The sequence below is a fragment of the Pseudomonas fjordensis genome (genome assembly GCF_976987115.1).
In genome coordinates, this window is record NZ_OZ336860.1 from 2267182 (window position 1) to 2279402 (window position 12221).

General features: G+C 60.1%; 11 protein-coding genes. 3 read left to right on the plus strand and 8 right to left on the minus strand.

Going from position 1 to position 12221, the window contains the following annotated elements:
* The first annotated feature begins 99 nt into the window (after window positions 1-99).
* Together ACWHXD_RS10480 and ACWHXD_RS10485 are read left to right on the plus strand one after the other, a co-directional pair.
* Complete coding sequence (locus ACWHXD_RS10480; RefSeq protein WP_032892567.1) at window positions 100-438, plus strand: helix-turn-helix domain-containing protein; 339 nt, start codon at window positions 100-102, stop codon at window positions 436-438.
* Window positions 435-806 carry a hypothetical protein gene (locus tag ACWHXD_RS10485; protein WP_003190138.1) on the plus strand — a complete coding sequence of 124 codons (372 nt, stop codon included), beginning with the start codon at window positions 435-437 and terminating at the stop codon, window positions 804-806. Before ACWHXD_RS10480 ends, ACWHXD_RS10485 begins: the two co-directional genes overlap by 4 nt.
* On the opposite strand, the gene ACWHXD_RS10490 is transcribed toward ACWHXD_RS10485, so the two are convergent.
* The 8 genes from ACWHXD_RS10490 to ACWHXD_RS10525 form a co-directional block, all read right to left on the minus strand.
* Complete coding sequence (locus ACWHXD_RS10490) at window positions 803-2572, minus strand: bifunctional diguanylate cyclase/phosphodiesterase (protein ID WP_032892566.1); 1770 nt, start codon at window positions 2570-2572, stop codon at window positions 803-805. The genes ACWHXD_RS10485 and ACWHXD_RS10490 overlap by 4 nt on opposite strands.
* A 117-nt stretch (window positions 2573-2689) precedes the next feature.
* The gene (locus ACWHXD_RS10495) at window positions 2690-4771 is read right to left on the minus strand and encodes a carboxy terminal-processing peptidase (protein ID WP_499083938.1); all 2082 of its coding nucleotides are present in this window, start codon (window positions 4769-4771) and stop codon (window positions 2690-2692) included.
* 884 nt (window positions 4772-5655) lie between these two features.
* Window positions 5656-6309, minus strand: a complete 654-nt coding sequence (locus ACWHXD_RS10500; RefSeq protein WP_032892565.1) for an HAD family hydrolase — start codon at window positions 6307-6309, stop codon at window positions 5656-5658.
* A 33-nt stretch (window positions 6310-6342) separates the two neighbouring features.
* Entirely contained in the window at window positions 6343-7332 is a 990-nt protein-coding gene (locus tag ACWHXD_RS10505) for an ABC transporter ATP-binding protein (protein WP_003190143.1), read from the minus strand.
* Window positions 7329-8129 (minus strand): ABC transporter permease, encoded by an 801-nt coding sequence (locus tag ACWHXD_RS10510; RefSeq protein WP_032892564.1) that lies wholly within the window; start codon window positions 8127-8129, stop codon window positions 7329-7331. Before ACWHXD_RS10510 ends, ACWHXD_RS10505 begins: the two co-directional genes overlap by 4 nt.
* A complete protein-coding gene (locus tag ACWHXD_RS10515) occupies window positions 8116-8961 on the minus strand; it encodes an ABC transporter permease (protein ID WP_003190145.1) in 846 nt (281 codons plus the stop codon). The genes ACWHXD_RS10510 and ACWHXD_RS10515 overlap by 14 nt, the downstream gene beginning before the upstream one ends.
* Entirely contained in the window at window positions 8958-9764 is an 807-nt protein-coding gene (locus ACWHXD_RS10520; RefSeq protein ID WP_138763400.1) for an alkaline phosphatase family protein, read from the minus strand. The genes ACWHXD_RS10515 and ACWHXD_RS10520 overlap by 4 nt, the downstream gene beginning before the upstream one ends.
* Before the next feature lie 180 nt (window positions 9765-9944).
* Complete coding sequence (locus ACWHXD_RS10525; protein WP_003190150.1) at window positions 9945-11021, minus strand: ABC transporter substrate-binding protein; 1077 nt, start codon at window positions 11019-11021, stop codon at window positions 9945-9947.
* A 351-nt stretch (window positions 11022-11372) separates the two neighbouring features.
* Here ACWHXD_RS10525 and ACWHXD_RS10530 point away from each other — a divergent pair, with 351 nt between their 5' ends.
* Entirely contained in the window at window positions 11373-12086 is a 714-nt protein-coding gene (locus tag ACWHXD_RS10530; protein ID WP_003190151.1) for a UTRA domain-containing protein, read from the plus strand.
* The last annotated feature ends 135 nt before the right edge of the window (window positions 12087-12221 follow it).

The following is a 12221-nucleotide window of genomic DNA, read 5'->3' on the forward strand; positions in this document are numbered from 1 at the left end:
TGCCGCCAGCTATCCCCTGCGACCTTTGTGGCTGTTAGGATTACACTCTTAAGAAGGAAATAACTTACTTAGTAAGTGTTTTTATCCTACGGGGCAGTCATGGATATCCAGATCATTTCACGCGATGGCGAACCCGAATATGCGGTGTTGCCATGGGACCAGTACCAGGCGCTGCTAAAAGCCGCCGGTCAGTTGCAACCGCCACGCGCTTCTCCTTCTGCTGCACCCACCGCCACCGAGCAGGACCTGCGCCCGCTTGCGGCCCTGCGCGGCCTGCGTGAGGCCAAGGGCCTGGCGATCGAGGCCCTGGCGCGTACCGTGGGTATCAGCCCTTCGTATCTTGGATTGATAGAAAGTGGTGAACGCCAGCCGGATGCCGCCATTCGCCGCAGCCTGGCCTGGGAATTGGGCGTTGCAGGTTGGAGGGATGAGTCTTGAGCCTACGTATCAGCCGTCAACACTGGGATGGGTTAATCAATGAACTGGACCAGGCACGTCGCCAGCGCCATTTGCTGACGTATCGTGCGCTGCTGGAGCGCCTGCAGTTCCCAACCCCGGCCATGCAGACCCTGGCTGCGGCCCTGGAGCACCTGGCGGCGCTGGATGCCAAGGCGGAGCAACCGCTGCGCAGTTCCCTGGTGATCAGCCAGGGCGCCAGCCGCCTGCCGCGCACCGGTTTTTTTGAGTGTGTGGAGCGCCTGGGGCGGTTCAGCGGGCCTTCCGATGGCGTGGCCGCCGCGTCTTGGCATGCATCTGAAGTGGTGCGGGTGTTCGAGTACGAGTACCCGGAGTCCGCCGAGGCCTAGAGCGCCTGGGTGCAGCTGTCCATGCTGTCGATCACGTGGATGCTGTAGCCCGCAACATCCTTGGCATGGTGCTTGGCTTGTGAAGCCAGCTCTGCCAACTGGCTGGCATCGAGTTGCGCACAGGCCTGTGGATACAAGTGCACCACGCCGATGGACAGCGACAGCAATGCAAATTCCTGGCGCGCGCCCTGACGGTTGAGGGCCACGAAGCAGCCAGCCTCAAGGTGTTCGGCGCGGTAGAAGCGTCGGCATTGGGTGTGGAAGTCGTCCAGCAGCTGGTTGAGGCGCTTGCGCCAATCCTGCGGGCCCAGCACCAGCAGAAAGTCATCGCCGCCAATGTGCCCGACAAAGTCGCGGCTGGGGTCTACCCGATCGTTGAGGCACTGCGCCAGGCATAGCAGCACTTCATCCCCGCGCCCGTAGCCGTAGATATCGTTGAACGGCTTGAAGCTGTCGATATCCACATAGCAGATCACCGACTCGCGCTGTTGCTGCAACAGCCTAGTGAGGCATTGCTGGATCGGCACGTTGCCAGGCAGCAAGGTCAGCGGGTTGGCGTAGCGGGCCTGCTGGATTTTCAGTTCGGTGATCAATTTGAGCACGTCGATAACCCGGCCCAGCCCCAGATAATCACCGTTCAGGGTGATGATGAAATCCTCTTCGATGCGTTGCCGTGCGCGGCTGGTGAGTAAACGGCTGACCTGTTGCAAGGACTGGCTCAGTTCCACCGCCAAAAAGTCATCGCTCATCAAGCGGCTGATGGGTTTGCGCGCGAACAAATCGGTGGCGAATGGCTTGAGCAGCGCGTCTGACAGCGAGTGTCGGTGCACAATGCCGACCGGGCGACCGCAGCCGTCCAATACCGCCAACGAGTTGAGGTTGGCCTGGCGGCGGAACGATTCCAGCACTTGGGCGGTGGCGGTGTCTTGATCCACGGCGGGCTGCTCATTGAGCAGGGCGCTCAGGTCACTGCCTTCGTCATTTAGGGCCAGCATGGCGTTATCCGGCTTGGGCAGCATCAGGCGCGCTTCCTGCGGCGGCTGTTCCTGAGGGCGGCAGAGCAGGTAGCCCTGGACCAGGTCGACGCCCATCTCGGTCAACACCGCCAGTTCTTCCGGCAACTCGATGCCCTCGGCAATCACTTGGGCGCGGGACGCCTTGGCGATCTGCAGGATCGAGCCGACAAACTCGCGCTTGAGGGCGTCCTGGTGAATGCCGTCGATAAAGTGCCGGTCGATCTTCACGTAGTCCGGGCGCAGCTCCGACCACAAGCGCAAGCTGGAATAACCGGCGCCCAAGTCATCCAGTGCGATGGCAAAGCCCATGTCGCGGTAGTGGTGCAAGGCAGTTTGCAACAGCGCGAAATCGTCGGTGGGCGCCTGCTCGGTGAGTTCGATCACCACGTGGCTGGGAGAAATGCCGAAGTCGCGCAACAGTTGCAGGGTGCGCCCTGGCTGATGCGCGTGCTCCATCAAGGATTCCGGCGAGATATTGAGGAACAGCTTGCCGGGCAGTTTCTGCTCGCTGAAGCGCCGGCATGCACTCTCTCGACACGCCATGTCCAGCTCGCTCAGGCGTCCGGCATGGCTGGCCACCGAGAACAGGGCGACGGGGGAGTGCAGCGGGCTGTTGGACGGGCCGCGACTGAGGGCTTCGTAACCGAGGATGCGCCGCTCTGACAGGCAGATGATCGGTTGGAACAGGCTGTGCAAACTGCCTTGAGCCAGGATTGAGCCCAATGCATTCAGCTGTTCGGTCATGGTCATGGCGATCTCGATCAAAAAAAAGGACCGCAGGCGTAAACCTGCGGTCCTTTTATTTCACGACAGAATGATGTCTATATGATGACACTCCGAGGAGCGATCACATTAAATCGCCATCATTTACTGCTTGGCCACCTGCTTGGTGATCTTCAGGTAATCCAGCAGGATCCGGCCCGTCTCGGCCAAGTAGGCGTCGTCTTCCGGCTTGGTTTTATCCGCCTCGGTCGGCAGCGCGTCTTCATCTTCTTTCTTCAGCTCTTTGAGCGGGTCTTCACCCTTGGCCTTGCGGCGGGTGTTTTCCAGCACCAGTTGCTGATTCTCGATGCTGGAGTGCTGTGCACGGCGATCCGCTTCGTTGAGGCTGACGGTCTTCTCTTCCATCAGCTTCTTGGCCAGGGCCAGCTTGTCGCGGATAAACACGAACTCGGCGTCCTTGGCGGAGCGGGTGTCGTGGTCAGCCTTCAGCTGTGCCAGGAACGGCTTGAACGGATCCGACGCTGGCTTGATGGCAGGGCGGATGGTGTCCCACGGCATGGCTTCAGGCAGGGCGCTTTCGCCGATTTCCTTAGTGTCGATGATCGACGGGAAATCGATATCCGGCAGCACGCCCTGATGCTGGGTGCTCTGCCCGGATACCCGGTAGAACTTGGCCAGTGTCAGCTTGAGCTCGCCATGGTTCAGCGCCTGGATGGTCTGCACGGTGCCTTTGCCGAAGGTCTGGCCGCCGATGATCAGTGCACGGTGGTAGTCCTGCATGGCGCCGGCGAAAATCTCCGAGGCCGAAGCCGAGAGGCGGTTGACCAGTAGCGCCATCGGCCCTTTGTAGAAGGCCCCCGGGTTCTCGTCTTCCAGCACGTCGACACGGCCGTCAGCGTTGCGTACCAACACGGTTGGGCCCTTGTCGATAAACAGGCTGGTCAGCTCGGTGGCTTCCTGCAGGGAGCCGCCGCCGTTGTTGCGCAGGTCGATGACCACGCCGTCGACTTTCTCTTTCTGCAGTTCTGTGAGGATTTTCTTCACGTCGCGGGTGGTGGACTTGTAGTCCGGATCACCGGCACGGAACGCCTTGAAGTCCAGGTAGAAGGCCGGGATTTCAATCACGCCCAGCTTGTAGTCCTTACCATCCTGCTTGAGGTTGAGGACTTTCTTCTGCACGGCCTGGTCTTCGAGCTTCACCGCTTCACGGGTGATGGACACGATCTTGCTGGTCTGGTCGTTCGGTGCATTGGTGTGCGGAATCACTTCCAGGCGCACCACGCTGCCTTTAGGGCCACGGATCAGCTTGACCACTTCGTCCAGGCGCCAGCCGACCACATCTACCATCTCTTTGTCGGCCTGGGCCACGCCGATGATCTTGTCGGCCGGTGCCACTTGCTTGGTTTTGTCAGCAGGACCTGCCGGCACCAGACGTACGATCTTCACCTGGTCATTGTCGCTTTGCAGGACGGCACCGATGCCTTCCAGGGACAGACTCATATTGATATCGAAATTTTCCGCGTTATCTGGCGACAGATAATTGGTGTGCGGGTCGTAGGACATCGCAAAGGTGTTGATGTAGGCCTGGAAGATATCCTCGGCACGGGTCTGGTCCAGGCGTGCCAGCTGGTTCTTGTAGCGCTTGGTCAACAGCTCTTGAATGGCCTTGGGCTCTTTGCCGGCGATCTTCAAGCGCAGCACTTCGTCCTTGACGCGTTTGCGCCACAGGTCGTCCAGGGCTGCGGTGCTGGTCAGCCAAGGGGCGTCCTTGCGATCCACCAGCAGGGTTTCTTTCTGGGTGAAGTCGAGCTTGTCGACGCCTTTGTTCAGCTCACCCAGGGCGAAGTCCAGACGCGCTTTGACGCGGTCCAGGTAACGCTTGTAGATGGTGAAGCCAGGCTGCAGGTCGCCGCTCTTGAGGAAGTCGTCGAATTGGGTCTTCCACTTGTCGAACTCAGCGATATCGCTGGCCAGGAAGTAGCTGCGCGACGGGTCCAGCAGCTTGAGGTAGCTGTCGTAGATGATCACTGAGCGAGCGTCGTCCAGCGGCGGCTTGCTGTAGTGATGGCGCTTGAGCAACTCGACGACGTTAAGGCTGGCAATCACCTCATCGCGATCAGGCTGAAGGTTGTCCCAGCTATTGGCTGCGAACGTATTGGTCGACATCGACGCGAAGCCGAGACCAATGAAAAAAGCGAGGGCGGTGCTGGGGAACAGATGCTTCATGCTGATTCGACGCGGGGGCAATTGATAACGCATATTAGGCCGTCTTTGAGGGAGCCGGTTCCATATGGTCCGGTCGCATAATGCAAAAAGCCCGGCGCTACAGCACCGGGCTCAGTCCAGACTCACTATGGAGGCACTGTGAAAGCATTGCAAGGCGTTGACGGTGATGTGGGGGGCCAGAACAACCCCGTCCTACGTTCGGTGTAGTCCATATTGCCAACGGCCTGAGCGAATCCTAGATTGAAATGCAGTCAGTGTGGGAGCTGGCTTGCCTGCGATAGCGGTGCACTAGATGAAGAATTCTTCACTGTTGCACCGCTATCGCAGCATAGGTATCTACACAACTTTGGTGCGACGCTGGACCTGTGGCGAGGGAGCTTGCTCCCGTGACGACCGGATAGCTGGCGCCTATCTCCCTGAGGCACCGCAATCCAAATGTGGGAGCTGGCTTGCCTGCGAAGACGGCCTAACAGTCAACACAGTTGGACAGGGTACATATCCGTTATTTAGGTAACGGCCACCTAGGGTTCCGCCCTGACGGCGGCTCACTTTTGAACAGCGCAAAAGTAAGCAAAACGCTCTTGCCCCACCACTCGGCACCTCGCTTAGGCTCGGTGTGCCCGTAATCCGCCAGTGATTTGGGGGGCCGCCGCCACGCGCCATCCATGGCGCGGGGCGGCTAAACCGGCATCCCTGCCGGTTTACCCCCCAAATCCCTGTCGAATTCCGGCCAGCGTGGTTTGACGGGGCGCCTGAGATCAAAAGCAGATCAAGATCAAGAGCGGCTCGCTTCGCATCGTGGTTACCGTTGAGCGCTACAGAGTTGTGTAGATACCTATGGCTATCGCAGGCAAGCCAGCTCCCACAGGTTGATCTCTATTGAGTCAGGTCCAGTGGTGGATCGGCCAGCCGGCCTGTTCGGCATGGGCGCGCAACACCGGGTCCGGGTTCACTACCTGCGGGTGATCCACCTTGAGCAGCAGCGGCAAGTCATTGCGCGAATCCGAGTAAAAATACGCATCTTCAAGGGTTTCACCTTCCTGCTCCAGCCATTCCACCAACCGCGTGATCTTGCCCTCACGATAGGTCAGCACGCCTACGGTCTTACCGCTGTACACGCCGTGGCTGACGTCCAGGTTTATGCCCAGCACTTCCTCAATGCCGATACGCGCCGCAATCGGCGTGACCAGGTGAGTGCCCGAAGCGGAAATCACCAGGATCCGGTCGCCGTTCGCGCGGTGGCGGGCGATGGTCTTGGTGGCGTCGCTGTAGATCAGCGGCTCGATCACGTCCTCGACCCATGGCTCCACCAGGTGCTCGATTTCTTCCGGGGTACGGCCGATCATCGGCTCCAGGCTGAAATCCATGAAATCTTCCATCCGCAGCTGGCCCTGGCTGTAGGCGTCCATCAGCTCGTTGTTCCGGCGCATGAATGACTCAGGGTCGACCCAGCCGAGGCGGCCCATCTGTTCGCTCCACAGCGTGGCGCAGTCGCCGTGGATGAGGGTGTCGTCCAGATCAAAAATTACCAATGCCATCGGTGATGCTCTCTCTCAATAGGTCGCTGCCTGTCAGGCTACTTCACACAGTGCGCTGGGGTCGATGGAAAGTGCCAGGCGCTGGCCATCCGGGTGCAGGTCATCGGCCGAACGATTGAGCACGTCCACCACCAGTTCGACGCCGCGGGCTTCGATGCGGTAGCGAATCACGTTACCCAGCAGGCTGTGGCTACGCACCAGCGCATCAAGCTCGCCGCTGCGGCTCAACTCGATGGCCTCGGGGCGAATCGCGATGCGCCCGCTGATCGGCCGTTGCAGCAGTTGGCTGGCCTTGTCCGCATCGAGCAGGTTGTAGTTGCCGATAAACCCGGCAGCGAACGCATCCACCGGCGCGGTATAGAGGGTTTCGGCATCGCCGCTCTGCACGATCTTGCCCTGGTTCATCAAGAAGATGCGGTCGGACATGGTCAGGGCTTCTTCCTGGTCGTGGGTCACGAAGATCGTGGTCAACCCCAGTTCACGCTGGATCTGGCGGATCTGTTCGCGCAAATGCTTGCGAATCCGTGCATCCAGCGCAGACAGCGGCTCATCCAGCAGCAGCAGGCGCGGGCGGGTCACCAGGGAGCGAGCGAGGGCGACGCGCTGGCACTGGCCACCGGACATCTGGTGCGGATAACGGCCGGCCAGGTCCTTGAGCTCCACCAGTTGCAGCACTTCTTGCACGCGCTTGTGGCTGTCGTCGGCGTTGACCTTTTGCATGCGCAGGCCGAAGGCGACGTTCTGCTCCACGGTCATGTTGGGGAACAGCGCGTAGCTCTGGAATACCATGCCGATCTGGCGTTTCTGCGGGCTCAGGGGCACGATGTCCTGGCCATCCAGCAGGATTTGGCCACTGTCCACGGGGGTAAGCCCGGCGATGCAGCGCAGCAGGGTGGATTTGCCGCAACCGGACGGGCCGAGCAGGGTGACGAACTCGCCCTTGGCGATCTCGCAATTGATATCGCTGAACACCGGGGTGCCGGTGTAGCCTTTTTGCAGGTGTTGGACGCTGACGAAGCTCATTGGCTTTTGTCCTTGTTCAAGAGCGTGGCGGCCCAGGTGAGCACCAGCACAAAGAAGAAATAGGAGATCACCACGGCACTGGTGAAATGGCCGCTGCTGTTGCGCATGTTGTTGAGGTACACCTGCAGGGTTTCGTAGCGGGTGCCGACGAGGATGTTGGCGAACACGAACTCACCGAACAGGAACGAGAACGACAGCAGCAGCGCCACCATCAGGCCCTTGCGCAGGTTGGGCAGTACCACCAGGATCGCGGCCTGCCAGGTGCTGGCGCCCAGCAGCTGCGACGCGTCCATCAGGTCGCGCAGGTTGATGGCTTGCAGGTTGTTGGTGATCGCGCGGTACATGAACGGCAGCGCGACGGTGAAGTAGCAGCCGATCAGAATCCACGGCGTACCCACCATCGCCAGCGGCCCGGAACCGTAGAGTTGCAGCAGACCTACCGAGGACACCACCGGCGGCACCGCAAAGGGCAGCAGGATCAGGATGTTCATCAGCGCGTCGAGCTTGGGAAAGTGGTAATGCACCACGAACAGCAGCGGCAAAATCAACACCACCGAAAGGATCAGTGCGCCCACGCACACCAGCAACGATTGCCCGAAGGCCATCAGAAAGCGCGGGTCGCTCCACAGCTGTACATACCATTTCACGCTGAAGCCGGCGGGCAGGATGGTCGCCGACCAACTGCTGGAAATCGAGTAGACAAAGGTGCCCACCAAAGGCAGCACCAGGATCAGGAACAACAGGTACACCACCACCCGATGGTAGAGGGAGGCCGTACCGGCTTCAGCGCGAGACATGATAGCTCCTCTTGAGCAGCAGTTGATGCACCACCGTGACCACGGTCATCAGCGCCACCAGCACCACGGCCAGGGCGCTGGCCATGTTCGGGTCCAGCGACACATCGCCGGACACCAGGCCGGCAATGCGAATCGGCAGTACGTTGAAGTTGCCGGTGGTCAGCGCATAGACCGTGGCATAGGCGCCGAGGGCGTTGGCCAGCAGGATCACAAAGGTACCGAGCAGGGCCGGGGTGAGCACCGGCAGGCCGATATGCCGCCAGAACTGCCAGCCATTCGCACCGAGCAGGGCGGCCGACTCGCGCCAGTCTTCGCGCAATGCGTCAAAGGCCGGGTAGAGCAGCAGCACGCCGAGGGGAATCTGGAAGTAGGTATAGAGGATGATCAAGCCGGTTTTGGAGTACAGGTTGAAGTCCTCAATGATCCCGGCTTGCTTGAGCATGAGGGTGATGCTGCCGTTGAACCCCAGCAGGATGATGAACGCGAAGGCCAGGGGTACGCCGGCGAAGTTGCTGGTCATGTTGGCGAACGCGGTGACAAAGTTGCGCAGCGGCGAATCCACCCGTCGCAGTGAGTAGCTGCCCAGGGTGGCGATGATGATGCCGAAGATGCTGGAGTAAAAGCTGATCTCCAGGCTGAACTGGATCGCCTGCCGGTAGAACTTAGAGGTGAAGATGCGGGTGAAGTTTTCCAGGCTCCAGCCGGCCTCTTCGGTTTGCAGGCTGCTGATCAACACCCACACCAGCGGCGCAATTTCGAACACGATAAAGAACAGTGCGAAGGGCAGCAGGCATAGCAGGGCCAGCCATTTGCCGCGGGTCAATGCATTCACTTGAGCAACTCCCGGCACACAGGTTTGTCGTGGGGCACGCCCAGCAGTTCGCAAACGGTGCCGCATAGGTCGATCTGCCTCGGCGCAGCGTCAGTGTCCAGGCTGAAGGCGTCACCGATCACAAACAATGGCACTTCCCGTTCTTCACGCAGCAGGCCGTTGTGGGAGCGGTCGTTATTCATGCCGTGGTCGGCGGTGACCAGTACCTGGTAGCCGGCATCGAGCCAGCCTTGCAGGTAGTCGGCCAGGATGATGTCCGCCGAGCGCGCGCTGTTGCGGTATTGCGCGGTGTCGAGGCCGTGCTTGTGGCCGGCATCGTCGATGTTCATCGGGTGCACCAGCAAAAAGTTTGGCGCGTGCTTGAGCCGCAGGCTTTCCGCATCGGCGAACAGGTGGGAATCGGGGTAGTGGTCATTCCAGTAGAAATGCCCGTGCTGGATCGCCAGCGCCTGGTCGTCGGTGTGACGATCGCGGGCGGCGAGAAAGGGCGTGCGGTTATACAACTCGCTGACCCAATGGTAAGCCGCCGCCGCGGTGCTCAAGCCTGCGTCGGTGGCGTAATGGAAAATGCTGCGCTGGTTGGACAGGCGCGAGACGTTGTTATGCACGATACCGCTTTGAATCGGCGGCACGCCGGTGAGGATGCACTCGTACAGCGGGCGGGACAGGGCAGGCAGTTCACATTCCAGTGTGTAAAGGGCTGCGCGTCCTGCGCCGACATAGGCCTGCAAGTGCCCCATGGCGTGCCGGGCGACCTCGAAGTTGAGGCCGTCGAGCACCACAAGGATGACATTGTGCTTCATGGGGGCTCCGCAACAGAGGGTTGAACCAATTTAACTGGAGGAACAGGGCAAAACTGTGGGAGCGGGCTTGCTCGCGAATGCGGTAGCTCATTCAGTCTATAAGTCACTGGCCCACCGCATTCGCGAGCAAGCCCGCTCCCACATTGGATCTCCACTGGATCTCCAATGTGGGGTAAACCCTTACTTCATTTCTACGATGACCTGCTCGTTCCACATCTGTGGCAGCTTCTTGGACGTCGCTTCCCAGGCATCGGCATCCTTGATCGGCTGCGGGTTGGCCTTGGTGTACTGCTCGCCCGGGATCAGGTTCTTGGCAACGTCTGCCGGCAGTTTCAAGTCGGTTTCAGCGCGGATCGGACGCGCATTGCCGCGCGCCAGGTTGAGCTGGCCAGCATCGCTGAAGATGTATTCGCGGGTGAGCTTGGCGGCGTTCGGGTGCTTGGCGTATTTGTTGATGATGGTGGTGTAGCCGGATTTAACCGAGCCATCCGAGGGGATCAGCACCACGTAGTCATCCGGGTTGGCCATCTTGGCCTTGTAGCTCAGGCCGTTGAAGTCCCAGACGAGGCCCACTTCGACTTCGCCTTTTTCCATGGTGGCGATGGTCGGGTTGGACAGCGAGAGGCGACCTTGCTGGGCGATCTTGGTGAAGAATTGCAGGCCCGGCGCGATGTTTTTCTCGTCGCCCTTGTTGGCGATGGCCGCGGCGAGTACCGCGTTTGAAGCCTGGGCGGCAGTGCTCACGTCACCCACCGATACCTTGTACTTGCCGGTTTGCAGGTCAGCCCAGGTGGTAGGCACTTCGGAGCCGTGCAGCAGCTTTTTGTTGACGATAAAGGCAATGGTGCCGGTGTAGGCCAAGGCCCAGTGACCGTCCTTGTCTTTCGCCCAATCCGGCACCTGGGCCCAGGTGGACGGCTTGTACGGCTGGGTGACTTCCTGCTTCACCGCGATAGGGCCGAAGGCCGCGCCCACGTCACCGATATCGGCGCTGGCGTTGTCTTTTTCGGCTTTGAACTTGGCGATTTCCTGGGCCGAGCTCATGTCGGTGTCGATGTGCTTGAGGCCGTAGGTCTTGGCCAGGTCTTCCCAAGTGCCCTTCCAGTTGGCCCAGTCATCGGGCATGCCGACGCTGTTGACGGCGCCTTCCGCTTTGGCGGCGGCTTCCAAGGTTTTTAGATCGGTATCAGCAGCCATGGCGGCGGTGCACATGGCAATGGTCGAGCCTAACAGTGATGCCAGGAAAAGCTGTTTCATCCGAAGCTCCTTTGGGCGTTTTCAACGCGGCGTTTTATCTGAACGTTAGCGGTGGTTTGGTCTAGGTCAGCAATACCTGAGCCAATCTAGGCCCCCTGGATGACAGTTTCATGTCGATGTCGTTTTTGAAGCGCTGATGTCGCTCAGCTTCGACTTAGCGTAGACCATGCCCAAGTGCCCGCAGGCCCTGGACTTGGCCGATGTATTGCAGGGTGTGGTAGAGGCCGTCGACAGCCTTTGTCATCTGTCGGTCATCTGGAGTGCCTAGGCTGGCAGACAGCAGCAAAAGCCCAGATAGAGCGCGTTTTGTGCACCTGAACGGTGCTGGTCTAGTCCAGATAGGTAACGTTGATGCGTGATGAGGCAATCAAGGCGGTAACTTCCATCGGCCTGGCGCTGCAAGAGCAGATCGACCATGGCCTGTTGCCGCCTGCCAGCAAACTGCCCGCCGAACGCAAGCTCAGCGAGTTGTTTGGTACCACTCGGATTACCGTGCGGGAAGCCTTGTTACAACTGGAGGCACAAGGGCAGATCTACCGCGAAGAGCGTCGGGGCTGGTTCGTCTCGCCGCCACGGCTGGCCTATAACTTGATGCAGCGCAGCCACTTTCACGCCATGGTCAGCGACCAGGGGCGCGAGGCTTCCACGCAGGTTATTTCCGCACGCTTGCAACCGGCGTCGGCGGCGGTGTGCGCGTGGTTGCAATTGCCGGCGTTATCGAGCGTGATCCAGATTTGCCGGGGCCGCAGGATTGACGGGCGCTTGGTGTTGTATGTGGAGCACTACCTGAACCCGCAGTATTTTCCGGGGATCCTGGCGTGTGATTTGAATCAGTCGATGACTGAGCTGTATGCCAGCAAATATGACTTGCACTACGGGCGGGTGCGTTTCGAGATTGTGCCGACCTCATTGCCGGTGGAAGCGGCCGCTGCGCTGCGGGTCTCGGTGGGCAGCCCGGGCTTGCGCATCGCCCGGGTCAACTACGACCAGCATCAACGCCTGATCGATTGTGACCTGGAGTTCTGGCGGCATGATGCGATTCATGTGGGGGTGGATGTGGTGTAGCGGCTGGTGCACCGCGAACCCATGTGGGAGCTGGCTTGCCTGCGATGGCATCGACGCGATAGGCCTGATAAACCGAGGCGCCCGCATCGCAGGCAAGCCAGCTCCCACATTGAACCGAGTTATCCTTGACGGATC